At 35.9% G+C, this 20,063-nt stretch carries 23 protein-coding genes; 6 read left to right on the top strand and 17 right to left on the bottom strand.

What is annotated here, in order from left to right:
- Positions 1–11: 11 nt before the first annotated feature.
- Genes mtrE through mcrB form a run of 6 tightly spaced genes read right to left on the bottom strand, consistent with a single transcriptional unit; the run spans position 12 to position 5,774 of the window.
- The gene (mtrE, locus tag EJ01_RS07975; RefSeq protein WP_048081847.1) at positions 12–899 is read right to left on the bottom strand and encodes a tetrahydromethanopterin S-methyltransferase subunit E; all 888 of its coding nucleotides are present in this window, start codon (positions 897–899) and stop codon (positions 12–14) included.
- A 59-nt stretch (positions 900–958) separates the two neighbouring features.
- Positions 959–2,611 carry a coenzyme-B sulfoethylthiotransferase subunit alpha gene (mcrA, locus tag EJ01_RS07970; RefSeq protein WP_048081846.1) on the bottom strand — a complete coding sequence of 551 codons (1,653 nt, stop codon included), beginning with the start codon at positions 2,609–2,611 and terminating at the stop codon, positions 959–961.
- Between the two features lie 17 nt (positions 2,612–2,628).
- Complete coding sequence (gene mcrG, locus EJ01_RS07965; protein WP_048081896.1) at positions 2,629–3,378, bottom strand: coenzyme-B sulfoethylthiotransferase subunit gamma; 750 nt, start codon at positions 3,376–3,378, stop codon at positions 2,629–2,631.
- A gap of 2 nt (positions 3,379–3,380) precedes the next feature.
- The gene (gene mcrC / locus EJ01_RS07960; RefSeq protein WP_048081845.1) at positions 3,381–3,977 is read right to left on the bottom strand and encodes a methyl-coenzyme M reductase I operon protein C; all 597 of its coding nucleotides are present in this window, start codon (positions 3,975–3,977) and stop codon (positions 3,381–3,383) included.
- On the bottom strand, positions 3,974–4,417 hold the full coding sequence (gene mcrD / locus EJ01_RS07955; protein WP_048081844.1) for a methyl-coenzyme M reductase operon protein D: 444 nt from the start codon (positions 4,415–4,417) through the stop codon (positions 3,974–3,976). Before mcrD ends, mcrC begins: the two co-directional genes overlap by 4 nt.
- Before the next feature lie 28 nt (positions 4,418–4,445).
- Positions 4,446–5,774 (bottom strand): coenzyme-B sulfoethylthiotransferase subunit beta, encoded by a 1,329-nt coding sequence (gene mcrB / locus EJ01_RS07950; RefSeq protein WP_048081843.1) that lies wholly within the window; start codon positions 5,772–5,774, stop codon positions 4,446–4,448.
- Between the two features lie 296 nt (positions 5,775–6,070).
- Between mcrB and mmp10 the strand changes: the two genes are divergently transcribed.
- Both mmp10 and EJ01_RS07940 read left to right on the top strand, forming a co-directional pair.
- The gene (mmp10, locus tag EJ01_RS07945; RefSeq protein ID WP_048081842.1) at positions 6,071–7,318 is read left to right on the top strand and encodes a methyl coenzyme M reductase-arginine methyltransferase Mmp10; all 1,248 of its coding nucleotides are present in this window, start codon (positions 6,071–6,073) and stop codon (positions 7,316–7,318) included.
- Positions 7,319–7,415: 97 nt separating this feature from the next.
- Positions 7,416–8,741, top strand: a complete 1,326-nt coding sequence (locus tag EJ01_RS07940; RefSeq protein WP_048081841.1) for a methyl-coenzyme M reductase glutamine C-methyltransferase — start codon at positions 7,416–7,418, stop codon at positions 8,739–8,741.
- 116 nt (positions 8,742–8,857) lie between these two features.
- Here the strand turns inward: EJ01_RS07940 and EJ01_RS07935 are convergent, their stop codons facing one another.
- From EJ01_RS07935 to EJ01_RS07890, 10 genes are all read right to left on the bottom strand, one after another.
- Positions 8,858–9,271: a metal-dependent transcriptional regulator gene (locus tag EJ01_RS07935; protein WP_048081840.1), complete on the bottom strand. Its 414-nt coding sequence runs from the start codon at positions 9,269–9,271 to the stop codon at positions 8,858–8,860.
- Positions 9,268–10,476 carry a cation diffusion facilitator family transporter gene (locus EJ01_RS07930; RefSeq protein WP_048081839.1) on the bottom strand — a complete coding sequence of 403 codons (1,209 nt, stop codon included), beginning with the start codon at positions 10,474–10,476 and terminating at the stop codon, positions 9,268–9,270. Before EJ01_RS07930 ends, EJ01_RS07935 begins: the two co-directional genes overlap by 4 nt.
- 22 nt (positions 10,477–10,498) lie before the next feature.
- Positions 10,499–11,248, bottom strand: coding sequence for a radical SAM protein (locus EJ01_RS07925; protein WP_052375980.1), 750 nt, complete (start codon positions 11,246–11,248; stop codon positions 10,499–10,501).
- A 60-nt stretch (positions 11,249–11,308) separates the two neighbouring features.
- Positions 11,309–11,500, bottom strand: coding sequence for a 4Fe-4S dicluster domain-containing protein (locus EJ01_RS07920; RefSeq protein WP_048081838.1), 192 nt, complete (start codon positions 11,498–11,500; stop codon positions 11,309–11,311).
- A gap of 138 nt (positions 11,501–11,638) precedes the next feature.
- Positions 11,639–12,478: an Mrp/NBP35 family ATP-binding protein gene (locus EJ01_RS07915; RefSeq protein ID WP_048081837.1), complete on the bottom strand. Its 840-nt coding sequence runs from the start codon at positions 12,476–12,478 to the stop codon at positions 11,639–11,641.
- 117 nt (positions 12,479–12,595) lie between these two features.
- Positions 12,596–12,973: a NifB/NifX family molybdenum-iron cluster-binding protein gene (locus tag EJ01_RS07910; RefSeq protein ID WP_169740449.1), complete on the bottom strand. Its 378-nt coding sequence runs from the start codon at positions 12,971–12,973 to the stop codon at positions 12,596–12,598.
- Positions 12,974–12,980: 7 nt separating this feature from the next.
- Entirely contained in the window at positions 12,981–13,577 is a 597-nt protein-coding gene (locus EJ01_RS07905) for a DUF134 domain-containing protein (protein WP_048081836.1), read from the bottom strand.
- A 350-nt stretch (positions 13,578–13,927) separates the two neighbouring features.
- Complete coding sequence (locus EJ01_RS07900; RefSeq protein ID WP_048081835.1) at positions 13,928–14,998, bottom strand: metallophosphoesterase; 1,071 nt, start codon at positions 14,996–14,998, stop codon at positions 13,928–13,930.
- Between the two features lie 191 nt (positions 14,999–15,189).
- On the bottom strand, positions 15,190–16,101 hold the full coding sequence (locus EJ01_RS07895; protein ID WP_048081834.1) for a methanogenesis marker 7 protein: 912 nt from the start codon (positions 16,099–16,101) through the stop codon (positions 15,190–15,192).
- Positions 16,086–16,601: a hypothetical protein gene (locus EJ01_RS07890; protein ID WP_052375976.1), complete on the bottom strand. Its 516-nt coding sequence runs from the start codon at positions 16,599–16,601 to the stop codon at positions 16,086–16,088. Before EJ01_RS07890 ends, EJ01_RS07895 begins: the two co-directional genes overlap by 16 nt.
- A gap of 306 nt (positions 16,602–16,907) precedes the next feature.
- Between EJ01_RS07890 and EJ01_RS07885 the strand changes: the two genes are divergently transcribed.
- Positions 16,908–17,171, top strand: coding sequence for a PRC-barrel domain-containing protein (locus EJ01_RS07885; protein ID WP_048081833.1), 264 nt, complete (start codon positions 16,908–16,910; stop codon positions 17,169–17,171).
- Positions 17,172–17,227: 56 nt separating this feature from the next.
- On the opposite strand, the gene EJ01_RS07880 is transcribed toward EJ01_RS07885, so the two are convergent.
- Positions 17,228–17,500: a hypothetical protein gene (locus EJ01_RS07880; RefSeq protein WP_048081832.1), complete on the bottom strand. Its 273-nt coding sequence runs from the start codon at positions 17,498–17,500 to the stop codon at positions 17,228–17,230.
- A gap of 229 nt (positions 17,501–17,729) precedes the next feature.
- Here EJ01_RS07880 and EJ01_RS07875 point away from each other — a divergent pair, with 229 nt between their 5' ends.
- The 3 genes from EJ01_RS07875 to EJ01_RS07865 all read left to right on the top strand — a co-directional run bounded on the left by EJ01_RS07875 (position 17,730) and on the right by EJ01_RS07865 (position 19,956).
- Complete coding sequence (locus EJ01_RS07875) at positions 17,730–17,942, top strand: TRAM domain-containing protein (RefSeq protein ID WP_048081831.1); 213 nt, start codon at positions 17,730–17,732, stop codon at positions 17,940–17,942.
- Positions 17,943–18,037: 95 nt separating this feature from the next.
- A complete protein-coding gene (gene comB, locus EJ01_RS07870; protein ID WP_048081830.1) occupies positions 18,038–18,709 on the top strand; it encodes a 2-phosphosulfolactate phosphatase in 672 nt (223 codons plus the stop codon).
- Between the two features lie 14 nt (positions 18,710–18,723).
- Positions 18,724–19,956: a TraB/GumN family protein gene (locus tag EJ01_RS07865; RefSeq protein WP_084689179.1), complete on the top strand. Its 1,233-nt coding sequence runs from the start codon at positions 18,724–18,726 to the stop codon at positions 19,954–19,956.
- Positions 19,957–20,063 lie beyond the last annotated feature (107 nt).

Here is a 20,063-nt window from a genome sequence, read left to right as displayed (position 1 = left end):
ATAATTCCTCCTTAATCTCTCTCGTATGGTCCGTACTTGCTTCTGGCAAATACTTCTACCCTGTTGTTGATGATTATCAAGAGTAAGATTATCACAATACCTGCAATTACCCCACCTAGTACTCCAAAGACTATTGTAATCCAGAAGCTTAAGAATACTATGAGACCGAATGCAAATCCGGTTACAGGTCCACCATATTTGGAACAGAAGTAAACTACATCCATACTATTTCTAGGACCTAATTCTGATTTTCTGGTTACGTCACCGTGAATAGCAACTGGAATACCTCCACCAAATGGGTACTGTTGATACTCCCTTTCAGCACCGTAGTGAACATCCCCAGTGGATGAACCTATAGCACCTATTGTTATTCCCCAGAGCACTGCAAGTAGTGGTAATGGGAATGGGTGTCCTAATCCTTGAATTGGTAAGGTCATTAAGTATGATAATCCTACTATTAAAAATGTTACAATAAATCCGTGTCCTGCTATTGGTCCTAAGTGAGATGTTATTACATCAAGGTACACAGGCTGATTGAATTGGGATTGACCAACAATCCTTCCTAAGTACGATGTTGTAGAATATACTGCGTGAACCAAAGCAGTTGTTGCTGCACCTGCAGCTATCGCCATTATGACTGGTAGGTGTATTGTTGCCATGAGAACATATGCTAATGAACCTGCGATACCGACCATTGTACCCCAAAGTACTGGTTCGCCTGATACAGCCTTGTTAAACAATCTGTGAACATTACCCATCTGTGGGGCCAGTTGAACCTGAGAGTTTGGGTTACTCATGGAACCAATATCTGATTCAAGGTCCTCAGCAGCTCCTGCAATAGTAGCAGCAGCTCCCATAAGGGCAACAACACCTAATCCTGTTATCATAGGGTCTACCATGTTTTTTTCCTCCTCGTTTTCAATGAAATAAAAAAAATAGGTGTTTGCGTTACACCTATTTATTTAGCTGGAGATATAAGAGCTCTTTCTCCTGCTGGTTCGAATTCCCGTAATGCACCTTTTGCAAACTCAGCACGTACGTTAGAGAAGTCAAATGCTAAGTTATCATCAGCAAATGCAATTTTTACCAGTGGGTTAAATACAAACGCATCTTTCCTTGCAGCGTGTGCTGCCTGGGAAATACCTGCGTATTCTCCCTGGTGACCTACGTTCATAGCGTAGTTAGGATAGTTTGCTCCTCTTGCTTCAAGAGGTAATCCTTCGTCTCCACGGATAGCAAATGTGTTTGCAGCACCACACTGATCCTGAAGGTCGTATCCGTAGAATCCGAGTCTGGAATGCTGTTCTTTGTGTAAGTACATGGATAAGTACCATCCACTTAAACCAGTTTGTGCATTTCCAGTTGCAAATGCAGTTGAACAACCTGCAGCTGCAGCAGTAACTGCTGCTCTCTGTGATCCACCGAACTGATCTTCAAGAAGTGCTGGATATTCTTCATACTGTTCTAATCCATAGAATGTAACTTCTGAAGCTACATCAAGGACTGTTTCCATAGTATTTGGCGCTTCGGTAAGTCCATATTTGTCTTCTACATATTCTCTACCGAAATATGTGAAGTCGTCAAGAATATTATCAGTGTATGCTGCTGTAGCGTACTGAGTGAATCCTACACCACCTGACATGTATGAACCAAGCCAGATTTGGTCGTAAAGCATTGCACCAGATGCAACAACATCAAGGGTTACCCGTACTGGGTCATCCATGTTTACTCTTGAAGACTGACATATGTCAGCTAAGAAACCGAATGCAATTCCACCAGGTTCATTTTCCCCTCTTGCTCTTCTTACAGGGAGGTATGAACCCATGTGTACAACTTCTGCGTGTTTTGCAGCGTATGCGAAGTCACCAGTTGCGGCTTCCCCTGCTGCTTGTTTGTATGCAGAAATCATAGACATACCAATTTGCATAGCAGACCATCTTGAAGTTGTACCACCATCACAAGTCCTTGAGACTATAGTTGGTATTCTTACAACCTGCCACATTGCGTCCCCTACTTCAGCTTTTAAAACTTCAGCTTGTTCTTCAGGGAACATTTTGTTGATGTTTATAACAAATGCAGGGTCAATTTCGTCTGCTATTTCGTCGTTACCAGTGAAGATTTTCACGTAACTGTCGTACACTAATGATGGGTTTGTTTCCACCATGTGTTCTTGAACAACTGCTGCACCAGGCATAGCGTGGTTTACAGTTTCTAGGTAAGTAGTAATTGTCTCAGGAGTAACTTCTTTACCTAATCTTTTTTCAATAACGTTGTGTGCTGTGTTCAAACCCACAATAACAGTTCTTCTTATGTCATCCCAGAACTGTTGCATTGCAGCGTTGTTTACAAAGTGTAAGTCATCACCTTCCACATATGTGTCGGTAGTTGAAACCTGGTAAGGCATAAGTACCCTTTGACCGAGTGGTGTACCAACGTCTGGGTTGTACATCGGAATTCCACGTTTTTCGGCTATTTCTTTACCAGCTTTTACAAACTCGGTTTTCCTTTCAGATTGTTTCCAACCACCAAGGTCGTAGAAATGAGTTTTAGATTCTTCTGGGGCTTCTTCAAATTTCTTTTTTAAAGCTTCCATAAATTTTTTATCAGCCATATTAATCACCCTCCTGATTATTCAGGATAGAACCCACCTTGGGATCTTAGTACGTGTATTCTTTGACATACTTCAACTGCGTCTTTGTCGTCTCTGTATGCTTCACCATCTTTTCGGTAAATGGTGGTTTTATATTTAAGGGTTTCTTCGTCTAATGGAGCTCCTAAAGCTACTGGTTCGTCGAGTTCGTCACCAATTTGGTTTTTGACGGCTTCTACTTGTCCAGTTTCTTTGTTCAGGATCTGTCTTCTGAGCATGTCAAACATCATACCGTCTTCATCAAGCCTTAAGGAGTGACCGTGAACAGATTTTCCTCTTATACCTGATCTTGCAGGGTCAAAGAATTCAGTTTCAAGGAGTTCTTTTGAGATTTTTTCAAGGTCTCTTTCTCTGGCTTCGATAATTTGTCTTCCAGAGAGAGTACCTGCATCTGCTCCTCTATATCTGCATAAGTATGCTCTTGATCGGAGATATGGTTGAGCTGGAGCAAAATACATTGAGTCAGTAAACTGTATGTATCTTACTCTGTCACCGGCTTTAGCACCGTCGACAGGTTCAACGAGTTCCCTGATCGGGTCTTCTGGTTCATCCATTTCTTCAAGTGGTGGGTGAGCGCTTGGATATTCCTCACCAGGAGCTCTGTGTCCGAGTATGCTTACAACATCTTCGTCAGAGACTTCCCTCAGTTTTTCAAGTTCATATTCTGGATCTTGGAAATTACTTCTGTTTTGGGCAACCTTACTTGTTCCAGGATAATATTTTGCCATTATCATGCACCTCCTAGTGCTAACCTAACTTTTCTAATAATTTCATCCAACTTTTCTTGGGGACTGGTTTCTCCTCTAATTACACCGCTTATTATATCCACAATTTCACCTTTTGTTTTAGGCTCATCGGGCATTACAGCTTTAGTTTTGACACCAATCTTTGCAAAATCTTCAAAGTCAACTGGATATTCACAAATGATTACGCAAGGTTTCTCTACATGTCGAAGTATTAACCGGGCTTTGTACACAATGTGGTGTTTAACACCTCCAAGGTGTACCAGTATAAGTTTATGCATGTTTATTTGCTCTATTTCTGTTGGAGTAAGTCCAAAAAGACTGCCCCCTCCAGCTGCTGGAGCATCATGCGGAACACCGGCACCGGCATTCAACACGAGAGTACTTGTCATTATATTAGCTTCCCGCAACGCGAATGTTATCTCACAGACTGGTTTTGTTATATGTCTCCTTCCCGGAGACATTGCTATTGTTAAAACATCACTGCCACTCTGGGCAAATGTGCCCCTCTGGGCAATTCCTCCTCCTTCACCCATACCCATCGCTACTCTGCAATCTACGATGTGCGTGCCTTTACCAATCATTTTTCGTCTTTCCTCTTTAGTATTTGTGCTCTTTCACTGAGTTGTGCGTTCTGGTCAGTTAATCCAACCATTTCATCAGGAATATTATCTAATTCCTCGCCATATTTGAGCTGATCTGAAACTGTTTTCTGTTTTCTTATGAAGTGTCCAATATGGATGTTATATCCAAATGGTAAATGATCTTCACAAACTTCTTTTACATCTTCAATGACGTCTTCTGATTCGATTTCCAGTAGTATTCTACCGGGTTTCACTTGTACTTCTACTTCTTCTCCGCTTACAACTATAATTCTGCGGTCTGGGTGTCCTTCTCTCACTGGAGGAAGTCTCGGTCCGTGTATAATCATTCTTTTGATACCTTCGATGCTATCAAGATCATTTAATAATCTTTCAGCGGTATCTACGTTCAACAATCTGTGTGGAAATATCTCGATATCCATTGACTTAATGCCCCCAAGTGCGGATTACTTAAATATCGCCTTTTATGTCGGCAGCTGCCTCCACTACATATTTGAGTGGTTCTCGGAATTCATCAACTTGACTGTATACGTCTTTGATTAGTCCTGAGGTTGCTTCTGGGGAGAACATCTGTGTACCTGCATCAAGAGCCATTGCAGCTGCTACGCAAGGTATAGCGAATCCTTTACTGTGTCTTGTAACGATGTGGTTACCGTTAAAGATACCAGGCCCACCTCCACCATAGATGGAGTGACTGAAGAATGAAAATCCTACTGCTACACCTTCAGCTCTACCGAAGTCCACACCAGGTAATCCTGTTGCGAATTCAATAATATCGTTGTAGTATAACAATGTTGAGGATACACCCTGAGCTGCTCTCGCAGCACCCTGGTTGACCATAGTAGCTGCCATTTGTCCTGCTGCATTGTATGCATTCCATTTGGCCAGGTCATCTGTTCCGTATAATTTAAAGTCGCCGCCCATTTCTTTTTCGACGCCTATTACACCATCTTCAGATGCTCTGTTAACTAGGTCCAGTATAACAGATCCTACTGTTCCTTCTTTACCGTTGTCTTTTACAAGATCATATACGATGTTATCAGCATTCATTCCCTGGTAAGCTAAACCAAGAAGGTGCATTCTTTCGAATCTTCCTGTTGCATCTCCCATTTCAAACATAGCTGTTTGTTCGAGGATTGTCGACAAAGCTGCTGCTTGCATTGTGTTTTTGAGAGTTGTTGCAACTACGTGGTTAACCGGAATGTTTCTTAATGCGTAACCTGGACCTTCTAATTTCTGAGGTACATCCAGCATGGTAGCCATGTTTCCACCTGCGTATTCTACGGTTTGTGGATATCTACCTAATACTGCTGCTTTTACCACGTTTGCATCGTACATTCCAACATCGAACTGGTTAACTATAGCCTGGATGAACGCTGACGCAGTTACTAATGATGTTGCTGAGTATTCAGCTGCTGCTTCAAGCCTTAGTGATGGTATTTGTACTAATGCTCTCTTTCCGCCTGCTAAAAGTTCGACTTTTGTGTCGTCGCCTTCTTCCACAAGAATCATTTCTTTTGCTTCTTGTGCTATGGCTTCAGCATTTCCGACTATGTCGAGATCTAATTCTCTTCCTAAAATTTTTCCTCCGGCAACCTTTCCGGATCTTAGAGCGTTCTCTATACCTTCAAGGTTAACTGCTATGGTCCTCTTAATACCCTGCACGATACTTCTGATCGCTGGGTTTCTCAAAGGACTTAGGGCTTCTAGTGGAACTTGTTCTTCAACAAGATTGCCTCTGTCGTCGTACAAGTCGATCTTATCTTCAAATCTTGCCATTTTTTCCCTCCTGAGAAAATTTTCGCATATCAATTCCTATTTAAAGCACCAATCCTCTGACATAAATGAGCCTTGCCAGCACTCATTTATAATAGAATCATTTTTAGTACATATTGATATACGAGACTGAATTTGTAGTCTTATATATTATTAAACTTTCTTTCTGATTAAAGTAGAAAGACTTATAAAGTATAATCGTCTTATGTTTATTTAGTATATTTTACCACTTTTTGATGCAATTAGTTCAATTTTTTTCAGAAATTATTTATTTTATGTGTTAAAACAAAGTAGATACTATGCAAATCGTAGCTGACGTAGGTGGAATACCTGGAAAAGACTGTAACGGTTTTTGTAAATACTGTTACTTTAGAAAAGTAAAAGGCACAGAAGCTCTAGGATGCAAAAATTGTTCTCTAGGTAAAGTTGGATGTGACAGCTGTACAACTGGTATCAGAGAAATAGGGAACGAATTTCAATCACCTTTTTTTGTTATAAGCTCTGTACAAAACTCCCTTATGTTAGGAGACTATCGTGATGCTAATTTAAAAGTAAATATAAGCGGAGGAGGAGATGTAAGCTGTTATCCTTATCTCTTTGACATCGTTTCTGCATTCTCGGATTTTGGACTCCCAATACATCTTGGATATACCAGCGGTAAAGGTATTACTGATGCTAAAATGGCAGAAGATCTTGTTTCAAAGGAAGTTAGTGAAGTAACATTTACTGTTTTTTCCACAGATCCAAGTATAAGAAGAGAATGGGTAAACGATAAAACTGCCGAAGAATCCATTAAGGCTCTTCAAATATTCTGTGAAAGCTCAGAGGTACATGCTGCTTCTGTTATAGTGCCTGGAGTAAATGACGGCGAAGATTTATTTAAAACATGTTCCACTTTAGAAGACTGGGGTGCTAAAGCATTCATACTCATGCGATTCGCTAATTTCAGGAATCAAGGTTTAATATTAGGTAATGAACCAATATTAGACGGAGTAGTTCCCCATGAACTTGACGAATTTGAAGCGTTAGTTAGAAAAATTAATGATGAATTCAATTTCAAAGTTACAGGAACTCCACTTTGCGATCCTGATAACGATACTCCTTTTGCAATTTCAAAGGATAAAAATAAAGAGTATTTAGATATATTATCCAAAGTCACTTCCAAAGCCACTATCTTAACAAGTAAAGTTGCAGCTCCATTTATAGAAAAAATAATTGGAAACATTGAAGCGTCTGATCTTGTTAATGTTGTTGCAGTAGATCAAGATATAGGCTGCCTTATTACTCAAAAAGACCTTGAAGAGGTAGATTTCAGCCAGTTAAAAGAGACTGTAATAATACCCGGCCGTGCATATGTACACGATAAAATTGCTGAAGAAGTTTTAAGCAGTGATGGTGTAGATCGGCTGGTTGCAAGAGGCCCTGATAAATTAACTGCTGATGGGGAAATGAGCGGAACTTTAAGTCCTCAAGATGCGCTAAAGCAGGAATTAATCGCTTTTGAAGATTTGATAGGTGCAATAAACTTCTTTGGAGTTCGAAGATAAATTAAAATCTTCCCACTTGTTTTTTTAATGAATATTTAAATTACTTAAACTTCATTACTACTATGTAAAATTAGTAAAAATTGAATCCAGGGATATCATGGCAAAAAGCATTAAGATTACTGTTTTAACTCCTGAATTTTATAATTATGGTGCAATGCTCATTGCAGGTGTTTTAAAAGATGCAGGATACAATGTAAATATTCAAAAAGGTTTTGAAGGAATAATAGATGCTGACGTTGTTTTAATAAGTCTTCATTCTACCATACATCTACTCAAATACAGAGAAGAAATTGAAAAAATTAAGAGTTTTAAAATAGTTGGCGGACCAGTAAGTAACAGTCCAGAACTTGTTTTCAAATATTTATCTGTTGATGCAGTTATTATTGGAGAAGGTGAAGGCAGTACCCTCAAAATTCTTGAAAATCTTGAGGCAGATAATCATGAAGCGGATCAACTTAATAAAATTGAAGGTATTGCTTTTAAAAAGGGAAATAAAATAATTAAAACTAAAAAAACAACCTCATCACCTATGATACGTCCATTACCACTAATACCTGAAGACATTTCATCTGAAAACATACGAGGAGCAAATGTATACATCGAAACCCATAGAGGATGTCCAGGTAACTGTGGATTCTGCCAGGTGCCATGCTTCTTTGGAAGAGATGTCAGGAGCAGGACACTTGACGACATTATAATTGAAGTCAAAGAATTTCTTAAAAAAGGAGCTAAACGAATTGCTATAAGTGGTGGGACCGGATCTCTATACGGCAGCAAAAAATTTAAAATTACAGATGAATATGCATTTACTGAGCTTTTAAAGGAAATAAGCAGTTTAACAGGCCCTCAAAATCTTACAATTCCAGATATTCGTATTGATATGATGAACGATGAAATACTGGAAGCTGTTAAAAATTATACCAATGGATGGATCTTTTTTGGCATAGAGTCTGGAAGTGACAGAATGCTGAGGAAGATGAAAAAGGGAATAAAAGTTGATGATATTAAAGATGCCATTGAAGCTGCACGAAAACATAATATCAAGATAGCCGGATCTTTTATAGTCGGATATCCTGGTGAAAGTGAAGATGACTTTGAAGCTACAGTTGAACTTGCCGATGAATTAATGCTTGATGATTATTTTGTAAGTATTGCAGAACCAATTCCAGGAACACCCCTTGCAGAGGATATAATTAAAACACCTTTAAATGAAAATCTGCTGTTTATAAAAAGTGATAAATACAAGAATTACGAATTGAGCATTGCAGAAGAACGCTGCCTTAATTTAATGTTAGATTCATACGTATTTAGAAGCATTCCAGTAGCTATGACTGATAATTTATTTAAAACATTGCTGGAAGAAACTAAATCACAGGGAAACCATATAAGGACTGTAACAGAAATGATATTGAATGGGGAATAATGATAATTTTAACAAATTAAAATTATCTAATATTTCTTTTCAGTCAAAAATTTATATTGCTTTTTTAATCCATTTAAAACTGATTAACTAATCTCTACACATTTCATAGAATGATTTTAAGAAACTTTATTTTGACCGCTCTCAATAAATTCTGTAAATTTTTCAATTTTGTTAATTGTTGAATTGCTTAATATATGTTCCATTGCACATGCTTCTTCCTCAGCGGTCTTATCATCAACACCCAGAACATCTAAAAATTTTTTAAGGGTGTTATGTTTATGTATAATGCCCTCTGCAATTTGTATTCCCATTTCAGTTAATTTTATTTCACCATATTTTTCCTTGGATACAAGTTTCAGCTTGGAAATTTTATTAACCGCTTCCACCACACTGGAAGGCTTAAAATCAAGTTTTTCAGCGATGTCAGTTACCCTGATAGTTCCTTTAACCTTTTTCAAGTTGTACATCACTTCAATATAATCTTCAGTGCTTTTCGTTAACTTAGGTAAATCTTCGTTTATTTCAATCATTTATATACATCCATTATCATTTCTTCAAGATTCTTACCTCTTGGGACCATGACATCTATCGATTTATCTGATAAAGCGTATTTTGGGCCTTCACCCACTCCAGTACTTACCAAAACATCTACCTTTTCTTTTTCTAAAAATTCAGCAGTTTCAATTCCTTTCTTTTTCTCCAGCGTAGTTCCGGGATTATCTTTAACTACAGTACTAATTATTCGGCCGTTGGCCACATCTGCAATTAAAATATAAGGCGCTCTGGCAAAATGTTCAGAAATATCAGACTGCAAACCATTTTTATTCTCCACAAGAACTGCAACCCTTAACCTTTCCTTTTTAAAAGGTTCTATCTGAACCATTAAACTGTCTAAATTTTTAATTCTACCTTTTACGGCCTTTTTTATATTTCCTGTAATCTCAGATGCATTTTCCACTGATAATCCTTTTTTGGTTTGAAGATGCAGTTCTGCAAATACGAAGGGACCTGATCTTCTAACTTTAATAGCATGTACCCCTTCAACACCATCAACACTTTCTGCAATAGTTTTAATTTCTTCAATCTTTTCAGGATCCATGTTGGCATCCAGAAGAACTAATATATCATCTTTTGCCAATTTTAGGCCCATGTAAACGATTAAAAGTGCAACCAGGATTCCTGAAATCCCCTGTATTCTTAAATAACCCATGTAAGAGGAAAGTATACCTACAAAAACGATTATTGACGAAAATATATCGATGAAACTGTGTTTTCCATCATTAATAAGTGCCTGAGAGCCTATTGTCCTACCTATTTCCTGTTTGTATCTTGCAAGTAAAAATGAAACTAATGCCGAAAGAGCAGCAACAAAAAGGGCAACAAGAGGTATTTCAATTGTACTTGGATTTAAAAACGCGTTATAAGAATCTAAAGCTATTTCTATACCAGTTATAACTATTATTACAGATACTATCAAAGATGTAAATGATTCAATCTTATAATAGCCATAAGGAAATTTTTCATCTGGTCTTCGCATGGATAGTTTTAATCCAACGTATACAGCCAGAGATGCAACTATATCAGAAAAAGAGTGAATAGAATCTGCTATTAAAGCTATACTTCCAGATAAAAACCCAATTACGCCTTTAACTAATGCAAGTAAAAGATTTATTAAGCTGGAATATATGGCCGCTTTTCCTCCTTTCTTTAAGTTATTTTTAGCTTCGTTATTCATCCAAACACATCATATCCAACTGTTATCCTTCTATCGATCTTCTTTTTAGCATTTCTTTGTATGATCTGTATTTTTTAGAGTTATAAACAGAAGATACGTTCAATCCTTCAAAATATCCCTCAATTTCAGACATCTGACTCTCTGACAAAGGACCTTCAAGGGAATGCCTTAACGGAGTATTTATATAAACGCTATCCGGCTGAATTTCAGCTGCAATCTTTGCTAATTCGCCAGCATAATCCTTATTTTTTTCAATAAACATAGTTTGAAGTTCTAATCTTCCATTAAAAGAACTTTTAAATTTTTTAATCCATTTTAATATATTTCCAAAATGTAGGCCTTTTACTGGACGATTTATTTCTTCAAAAAGAGACTCATCAGGGGCATCCAGTTTTGCTACAACTACATCAATTTCATTCAAAATCCTTCTCATTTTCCCCAAAGAAAGTGTTGAAGAATTTGTTAAGATGGCAACTGGTAAATCTGTAACTTCTTTTACAGCTTCAATTATCTCATCAAGGTTTTCTGCAAGGGTCGGCTCACCATAACCTGAAATTGTCACTATATCCGCACTTACCCCTGGCAGAATTCTTTTTAAATCTTCTTTAATCCTATCTGTACTTATAAATACGTCATTTTGGATTGTCTTGTCTAGCGTTGGGCCAACCTGACAGTATATACAGTCAAAAGAACAAGCATTTCGACATAAAGGGTCTACACCTACAGACCTACCAAATCGCCAGGATGACACAGGACCAAATACAGTTTTCATACAATACACCCCACAGTAAACATTTCTAAATTAAATTAAATCCGCTGCATGAATCTTTAATTAATCATCTTCAATTTTTAATGCTTCATTTGGACATACATCCATACAGGATTCGCACAAGCTGCATTCATCTATATTTTGAATCACAATTTTGTCTCCATCAAGTATAAGGACTTCCATAGGACATACATCTGCGCATTCTTCACATTTTTCCCCATCACATTTATCGTAATCAATTATTATTCTGACCATATACATCACCGATTTACCATTTTAATATTATTCACAAATTATGCAGATTTCCACTCCATCATTCATACCTTAAAATACAAATGCATATTACTACACTACTTATTTTAGGACCTAAACTACCGCAATGATCAGGTATTTTCATGTAGATCCATTATTTAGTACCATATTCTCAATTTTAGCTACAATTTTCAGTATTTTTTCCGAGGTTTTAGACTCCTTATTTTCAATTAACAACCCATTATGTTCTTTAGGACTAACTTCAATAGGAACAGCACCTAATAGCTGTGTCTCTGTCTTTGATGCTATTTCACTGCCCCCTCCATTTCCAAATATGGGTATCTCAGTCTCACATTCAGGACAGATAAGTCCAGACATGTTTTCTATGATTCCCAGTAACCTGATTTTTAAGCTTTTAGCCATGTTTATGGATTTTTCCACATCATCTAAAGATACTGTGTGGGGCGTGGTGACCATTATTATCCCATCAATGGATGGAATTGACTGTAAAATTGCTAAATGCTCGTCACCAGTGCCTGGAGGGCAGTCAATTATCAGGATATCAAGATTACCCCAGGATACATCTGAAAGAAATTGTCTTATTGCCGCCGTCTTTTTAGGACCTCTCCATATTATTGGTGAATTTTCATCAGATAAAAGGAACTGTGAAGACATTACTTTCAGGTTTTCTCCTGCCTCTACCGGCAATATTCCCTCTTCATTAACTTTAAGGCCTATTTTTCCAATTTTGAGCATTTTTGGAACGTTAGGACCATGTATATCCACGTCCAGAATACCTGTTTTGTAACCTTTGTTTGCAAAAGATGCTGCAATGTTCACTGCCATTGTAGATTTGCCTACCCCTCCTTTTCCACTCATAACTGCAATTTTATGTTTTATCTGGTCCATTCTCTTTGTAATGATAATATCCTGCTGCATGTAAGCTAATTTCTGTTCCTGATTTTCCTGTTCTGTAATCATGTTTTCTGTCCTCTTTATATCCTAAAAAATAAAAAATATAAATTCAAACTCCAGAAGAAGTTTGAATTTATTTAAATGGCTGATTTGAAGATTTAATTAAATATAAATTTAGAAAATTTAACAGCCCTTTTCGTTACATGAATTTTCATCTGCGACTGCTAGATTTCCCATTTTCCACTCTTTTAAAATGTCTTTAACTTTTCCAGATGCTCCTGAAAATATTTCCATTCCACCGCCACGCAGCATAGAAACTGCTTTTGACCCTAAATTTCCGCAGATCAGTACATCCGCTCCAGAGTCAATTATTATCTCTGAAGGGGTTTTAGAACCTCCTTTATGTTTACCTAAAATTTCAGTTACGTTAATATTTTTAATTTCACCATTTTCAAGTCTGATGAAAGTAAAGTAGGTAGTTTTTCCGAAGTGCGTGGAAATATCTGATAGTAAACCGCTTTCATCAATGGTAGGCATGCAAATAACAGTTATTTTCACCATCCCCTTTCTAGTCTGCCCCACATAGGGGAGTACTACATTCTGGACATTTGGTGTTTCTACATGGGACTCCCGGTGTTTTAGGAGATTCATATCCGCAATTCGGACATTTACAAACTCTAGGTTGGCCTGCTCCCCTTCCACCACTAAATCCTCTTCTCATTCCCATTCCAGGTTGTCCTGTGGGTGTTTGAGCCTCTTCAACTGTGCTGATTTTATGAATATGCTCTGATCCACAGTCCGGACATTTTTCATATTCTTTTTCAGGGCTGTACCATTCAAAACTACAGCTTTTACATTTATACCTTTCTTTATCTGCCACGAAATTTCCCCCTTTAATTTTAATCATTTTACCCTCAATAAGGGCCTTTGCAACTTTTCCTCGGGCCAGATTTAAAATTCTGTGAAATGTGGGTTGTGAAATATCCATGATCTCTGCTGCTTTTCCTTGTTTAATGTCTTGATAATCTTTTAACCTTATTGCTTCAAGTTCATCCATTGTAACCTCTACTGGATCAGCATGGCAAATATCTCCATTTAAATCTGGCCTGAAACACCTGATTTGATGCTCTTGGAATATTCTTCTGAATCTTCTCGGCCTCACCATGTTATGAATATATATTCATAATTATTATATAAAGGTTTTGAATATTTATTCATAACTAATATGTAACCAATTTTTAGCACAACAAAAAAGCAGAAATTAAAGCTCTAATTTATTTAAATCAATTTATTACTCTTTAAAATCATATATAAATGACATACATAAGTTTTAAATTTTTTTGGATAATTACAATTCTTATTAAAATATTTAAAGTAGTTTTTAACTATTAAAATTAAAAATTAATCCGGATATACTGATGAAAAATCTAAAGATGTTTATTCATCCTAATTTAAATTAGGTGCACTAACTTGTGAATAAATTAGCATAATGCCTACATTTACATATATCCCAAATTACTTCTTTTTGAGATTAATTAAAGTTATTTCACTTCTAGAACCCGATCTCATTGGGGGGCCCCATGTTCCAGTTCCCGGAGATACATAAACCTGTGTTCCATTATGATTATATAATCCATGGAAATACGGAAAAACAAGTCTTCCAAGGAAATTCAATGGGAATATCTGCCCTTTATGAGTGTGTCCTGAAAGCTGCAGGTCAATACCTGCTTCACTTGCAAATTCAACTTCTATAGGTACGTGATACATGAGAAGTGAAGGTTTTGATTTATCAATATTTAACCCCGGAAGTACAGTTTTAAGGTAATTTCTTTGAGTTGAATACCCCACCCCAACTATCTGCAAACCTTCAAATTCAACCACTTCATTCCGCAGTATATTAATATTTGTAGATTTAAGAACCTCAAAAACGTTTTCCAGCCCTTCATACATATCATGATTGCCTGTTACAAAAAAAATCCGGGATTTAAGTTTATTAATTGAATCAAACATAGAAGGATGTAAACCTACAGTTCCTTCAACAAGATCTCCGGTTATTAATACTAGATCTGGATTTAAAATGCTAATTTTTTTAACTATTTCTTCCATAAATCCGGAATTTCTAATAGGTCCAATATGAGTATCACTTATTTGAGCAATTCTCAACTCTCGCTCTAAATTTGATATTGGTATCTCAATTTCCCTAATATTCAGATATAAGCTGTTAAAAATTGAATATGCACTTATAACTGAAGCGACTATAATTACTGCAATTCCTGCAGTAAATGGAGGAATATTGAATACAAAGTTCACTATTTCATAACCAATGAGGGTATACCCTAAAACAAGTGCAACACCCATCCACGTAGCAGATAACATGTAAACTGTACGTGTAAATTCATTGGACAATGTACCTTCAAGTATCGCTGCAACAGGATAAGCAGCGGTAAATATAATTACCAGCATTGTGATTATAGTCTGAGATACACCTAACAGCATGCCTAATCTATTAAAGATATAATAATCAATAGCTAAGAATCCTAAGAAAAATACGGATAAGAATAAAGCAAGCTGAATAATTCTCCTCATTTTTAAACTCCAATACAAAACCAGTTTTTAATCTTATAGTAAGTACTGTTAATTCTATATCACATAATATTTTAATTTTTTTATATTATCCCCCTAAATTATAAAAATAATTCGATAACAAACTCCAATTTAATAATAAAATAAAAAATCAAGTAAAATTCAAAGGGATTTTTTAATATTTAGAGCTATAACTAAAGAATAGAAGATTCAGGTAACAGCTTAACCAGAATATAATCGTACATCAAAGATCTCCTTATTTCGGAAACATCTTCTAAAATGTACTCATCCACCTTAACTTTTCCAATTTTATCTTTATATTCGTCATAATTCAGTTTAACCCTTACCCCATCCAGCTGACTTACAACTGGTGCTGGTGAATAAACATCTGTTACTGCAGGTATCTGGTTTTCAATCTCCGTTTTTACAAGTATTGAAGGTACAATAGGTGGATCTTCAATTATTTCTTTCCTTCTATCATCAAGAATTCCCTCAACAGTTTCAGCCAGACTTCTAAGTGCCCTTATATGTTCTCCACGTTTAAGCCTGCTTGGAATTCTACCCAATCCCCCAACATATGCACTTGCCCCCGGAATATCCTCGACATCTATATCTGGAGCTCCAGTTACGACTACAGGGATTTCAAGGTCTTCAAAAAGATGTATTTTATCTAATATACACTCCCTAAAGCTTCCAAGTGCAAAAACAGCCAGATCATGTTCTTCGATTAGCTTTTTTTCATCCTGTGAAATTCTGGATATACCCTTTCCAGCTCCACGGGAAAGCCCAATCATGTTGTCCTTTGCCCCATATCTCCTGAGATATTCTGAAATATCACACGCAGAATGGGGAAGGTGCTGCCTTGCAAGAGTTGGAGAAACTATAGCAATCTCTGTACCTGCCATTGGGGCGATTTTTACTGTTCCAAGGAGTTCTTTTGCCTTTTCCTGGACTTTATCCACGTCTTCTATTGGAACGGCAAGTGTTATAACGAGATCCATTTGACTCAGGTTTTCCTGAAGTACAAATCCACCCAGATCTTCTATAAGCTCTGTAATCTCTTCATGCTTGTGAACTCCTCCAGTGTAAGTTAAGGTTTCATACATAATCTTTTCTCCAGAATGTTATACCTCATTTCAGCTCTTTCTATTGCAGATAAAGGTACATTTTTGTGAGATGGTATTTCAACAGTTTCTGCATCTTCATTTACCACGTTATCTTTCATATAATCCGGATAAACCACAAAATTATAATCTTTATCAACCACGCTAAAACCCATATCTTTTACTATCTCCTTTAAAAAATTTGAATAAACTTTTACTTTTATCTTTCGATTTTTTTTGGATCTCACAATTTCTTTAATTTCGTAATCTAAAGGGGAAGTTTCAAACTTCTCAGAAAGCATTTCTATACTTTCTTTAATCTGTGAGAACGTATTCAGTTTAATTTTAATAGATTTAGTGGATAATTTAGTTTCAGATAAAACAACAGCTATATCTGCTCCAACTGAATCTGGAGTTTTATTTACTATATAGTTTGAAATACCTGCAAGTTTTACGATTTCTTCACACATAGGAGTTGTTACAACTTTTAAGGAAAATTTCATAGTCTACCCTTAGTTTTAAAATATTTAAATTTGATGTTTTTATCAGTTAAGATGAAATTATAAACGCTACCAAAAAAATCATGGAATTTTTGATGCAAAATGCAGCATGTTTTTTAAGCTTCGTATCCTGTGCAAAAATTCACCAAATTTTTTGAGGAATTTTAATATAATAAAAGTAATATAATAATTATTACAAACAGGAGTCTATCCTACTTACTAAACAGGGCATCTTAAAAAGATTCAAATTGGCTTAAAAAATGTAATTTAAATTAAAAATGATTATGATTAATTAAAAGGGTGATTAGTATGAAAATAGACGATATTAAAGGTAAAGAAGTAATAGATGAAAAAGGAAATGTAGTTGGAGAAGTAGAAGATATTGATTTAGATTTTAGAAACCGCAGAATTGAAGGTCTTGTACTTCGAGAAGCAAGTATAACTGGTAAAATAGGGCGTGGGGAAACCAAGCTTATTCCATGCAATATGGTCGATGCAATTGGAGAAAAAGTACTTTTAAAAGGAAAACCACTTACTCAAGAAGATTTAGACGTTATAACTGGTGGAGAATAATTAAATATAAAATGTGAAATAATTATTTAAATAAAACAATTTTATACCTGCTTAGATCATTCTACAGTATCTTCCTGAAATTTAAACTTAATAAATGCCACCACTACCCTCTGAAAAAATTCCCGTTTATTATACTCAGATAGATTATCATAAATTGATAACAATTCATGGGTATCAAAAAGATGGTTATCTATCCCCTTTTTAATTATTAATTCTTCCAGTTCCATATCTTTTTCAGGCTCTTTAGTGAAATTATTGAAAAATAACCCACCCATACTCATTTTGTACTCTTCTACCATTGATTCTATTGTCTTATCATCGTCATTCAAACCAATCAACTCTTAAATTTTTATCCTTTAATTCAAATTTTAGTTTAGTTTAATATATTGTTAGCTTTATATGCATGATCAAAACACTTAAATATTATTTTAAACCAGGGAAATTCCTTAAATCATGCAAATAGACAGTTGTTAATAATGTTATGAAAACATTTATATAATAACTTAACCGTATATTTAAATAAGACCAACTTAGTTTTGGTCGAAGGAAGTGAATGAATTGTTCGGAACAGATCAAGGTCCAAAAACTGCCCCTATTTCAGAAGGGGAAGAATATGATGTGAAGATAGAAGATGTGGGTAAAGAAGGCGACGGAATTACCCGTATAAATGGTTTTGTGGTATTTGTACCCGGTACAAAAGCTGGAGAGGAAGTTAAAGTTAAAATTGTTTCTGTAAGAAGACGTTTTGGTTTTGCTGAAAAAATTAGTTAAAATTGTTCTGTAAAGACATTTGGGTACTGAAAAAAAATTAGATACCCCCAATTTCGTTTTTTATTTATTGAATTTCCCTATTTTTGGTGTTTTTAATGTTGGTTTCTTTAAGTTTAGATAAATCAATCTCTAAAGATGTTGCAATTATGGTAGATGTTTTAAGAGCTAGCGCTACTATAAATGTTGCTCTAAATAATTTTAATAAAGTTATAGCCGTAAAAGATAAAAATAAAGCAATAGAACTTGCCAAAAAGTACAATGCAGTTCTTGCAGGTGAAAGAGATGGGGCTCCTATTCCAGGATTTGATACTGGAAATTCACCAGTTGCAATACAAAATTTCAGTGGAGATACACTTGTGCTTACCACTACAAATGGTACTCGAATTCTTGAAGGAATGAAAGCAACAGCAATGGTTGGATCATTTGTAAATGCAAAAGCTGTAGCCCAAAAAGCTTCTGAAATTGCTGAAGACCATATAGAAATAGTAATGGCGGGAGTTAGAGGAAGATTTGCAATTGAAGATTTCCTTGGAGCTGGAGAAATAATATCTTATCTTAAAAATTGCGAACTTGATGAAATGGCCATGGCAGCATACATGGCATCAAGAGACGAAAAAATGGTTAAAAACGCAATCATGAATTCAAGGTCTTCTTTGACCCTCCAAAAACTTGGATTTTTGGAAGACATAAAGTTTAGTATTAAAAAAAATATATATGATATTATCCCCATATATGAAAAAGGGATCATTAAGAATTATACAAACTAAAACGTGAGATTTCTATGGCACCAGAATCACTTGAAATAATCGGAACAGCGCATGTATCAGAAAAAAGTGTTGAGAAAGTTCGAAATACTATTTTAGAGAAAAAACCAGACGTTGTAGCTATTGAACTAGACATTAATCGTTATACTAATTTATTAAACGAAAAAGAAGGAGTTGAAACTCCTAAAGAGGAGTTTCAGATTAAAAAACTGATTAAAGGTGACAACCTGACCTTATTCTTAGTTAGCGGATTTTTATCATATATGCAGCGCAGAATAGGTGATGATGTAGGTGTTAAACCGGGATCAGAGATGATGGCAGCAATAGAAGCTGCGAACGAAATAGGTGCAAAAATTGCCTTAATAGACCGTGACATTTCAATAACCCTGAACCGTGCATTAAACAAAATGAGCATCATCGAAAAAATGAAGTTCATATACGGCTTAATAGCATCCTTCTTCAGCAAAGATGAAGAAATTGAAGATATTGAAAGTATAACCGAAGGAGATGCTCTTGAAGAGGTCATGGAATATTTCAAGGAAATGTCGCCCAAAGCATATGATGTTCTGGTAAATGAAAGGGACCAGTATATGGCAAGAATGCTTACAGATATTCCAGATGAAAGCGTAGTTGCAGTGGTAGGTGCCGGGCATAAAGAGGGACTTACAAAATATATCAATAATCCAGAAGATATACCTCCACTTTACGACCTCCTAGGCGTTGAAAAATCCAGATTTTCATTCATGCAGATCCTGCTGTTTTTAATACCCGTTGTTTTCATCGCAGTGTTTGCAATGGCCTTTTTTAGTGGAATTAATATACAGACCAGCATCCTCCAATACGTGCTGCTAACAAGCGGATTGTCCTTTGCAGGTTGTATTTTATCTGGATCAAAGATTTATTCTGCAGTAACAGCATTTATTGTGGCCCCCTTGACAGTTTTACATCCACTTCTTGCTGCAGGATGGTTTTCAGGACTTGTAGAAGCCAAAGGAAGAAAAGTAGGAATGGATGACCTGGCAGACTTTAAAGACTGCGAAAGTTTAAGGGACTTTTGGGATAACAACCTCTTTAGAGTTTTAATAGTTGTTGTTGGAACTAACATTGGTGCCATGATAGGGGCCTTCCTTACGATACCCAATGTATTTTATCCATTAATTCTTAAAATTTCTGCAATCATTAATCCAATAATTATTACAATTTTTAACACACTCAACCCAATATTAGGCAAAATTTTTGGATGGGGATGATTGCAGACCGAAAGCCAACTTTCTGGCCAAATTAGATATTTCTAAATTCTTTTTTTTAAAAAATTTTAAATAAAGTGAAGTTACATTATTAATACAATTCAGTGAAT

Source organism: Methanobacterium veterum (assembly GCF_000745485.1).
Classification (GTDB): domain Archaea; phylum Methanobacteriota; class Methanobacteria; order Methanobacteriales; family Methanobacteriaceae; genus Methanobacterium_D; species Methanobacterium_D veterum.
The sequence above is the reverse complement of the archived record's forward strand: the minus strand, read 5'-3'. Positions and strand labels throughout refer to the sequence as shown.

Bases quoted from the DNA above. Each gene is read 5' to 3' on its own strand.
- mtrE (WP_048081847.1), bottom strand. From the start codon at position 899: ATGGTAGACCCTATGATAACAGGATTAGGTGTTGTTGCCCTTATGGGA.
- mcrA (WP_048081846.1), bottom strand. From the start codon at position 2,611: ATGGCTGATAAAAAATTTATGGAAGCTTTAAAAAAGAAATTTGAAGAA.
- mcrG (WP_048081896.1), bottom strand. From the start codon at position 3,378: ATGGCAAAATATTATCCTGGAACAAGTAAGGTTGCCCAAAACAGAAGT.
- mcrC (WP_048081845.1), bottom strand. From the start codon at position 3,977: ATGATTGGTAAAGGCACGCACATCGTAGATTGCAGAGTAGCGATGGGT.
- mcrD (WP_048081844.1), bottom strand. From the start codon at position 4,417: ATGGATATCGAGATATTTCCACACAGATTGTTGAACGTAGATACCGCT.
- mcrB (WP_048081843.1), bottom strand. From the start codon at position 5,774: ATGGCAAGATTTGAAGATAAGATCGACTTGTACGACGACAGAGGCAAT.
- mmp10 (WP_048081842.1), top strand. From the start codon at position 6,071: ATGCAAATCGTAGCTGACGTAGGTGGAATACCTGGAAAAGACTGTAAC.
- EJ01_RS07940 (WP_048081841.1), top strand. From the start codon at position 7,416: ATGGCAAAAAGCATTAAGATTACTGTTTTAACTCCTGAATTTTATAAT.
- EJ01_RS07935 (WP_048081840.1), bottom strand. From the start codon at position 9,271: ATGATTGAAATAAACGAAGATTTACCTAAGTTAACGAAAAGCACTGAA.
- EJ01_RS07930 (WP_048081839.1), bottom strand. From the start codon at position 10,476: ATGAATAACGAAGCTAAAAATAACTTAAAGAAAGGAGGAAAAGCGGCC.
- EJ01_RS07925 (WP_052375980.1), bottom strand. From the start codon at position 11,248: ATGAAAACTGTATTTGGTCCTGTGTCATCCTGGCGATTTGGTAGGTCT.
- EJ01_RS07920 (WP_048081838.1), bottom strand. From the start codon at position 11,500: ATGGTCAGAATAATAATTGATTACGATAAATGTGATGGGGAAAAATGT.
- EJ01_RS07915 (WP_048081837.1), bottom strand. From the start codon at position 12,478: ATGATTACAGAACAGGAAAATCAGGAACAGAAATTAGCTTACATGCAG.
- EJ01_RS07910 (WP_169740449.1), bottom strand. From the start codon at position 12,973: ATGGTGAAAATAACTGTTATTTGCATGCCTACCATTGATGAAAGCGGT.
- EJ01_RS07905 (WP_048081836.1), bottom strand. From the start codon at position 13,577: ATGGTGAGGCCGAGAAGATTCAGAAGAATATTCCAAGAGCATCAAATC.
- EJ01_RS07900 (WP_048081835.1), bottom strand. From the start codon at position 14,998: ATGAGGAGAATTATTCAGCTTGCTTTATTCTTATCCGTATTTTTCTTA.
- EJ01_RS07895 (WP_048081834.1), bottom strand. From the start codon at position 16,101: ATGTATGAAACCTTAACTTACACTGGAGGAGTTCACAAGCATGAAGAG.
- EJ01_RS07890 (WP_052375976.1), bottom strand. From the start codon at position 16,601: ATGAAATTTTCCTTAAAAGTTGTAACAACTCCTATGTGTGAAGAAATC.
- EJ01_RS07885 (WP_048081833.1), top strand. From the start codon at position 16,908: ATGAAAATAGACGATATTAAAGGTAAAGAAGTAATAGATGAAAAAGGA.
- comB (WP_048081830.1), top strand. From the start codon at position 18,038: ATGTTGGTTTCTTTAAGTTTAGATAAATCAATCTCTAAAGATGTTGCA.
- EJ01_RS07865 (WP_084689179.1), top strand. From the start codon at position 18,724: ATGGCACCAGAATCACTTGAAATAATCGGAACAGCGCATGTATCAGAA.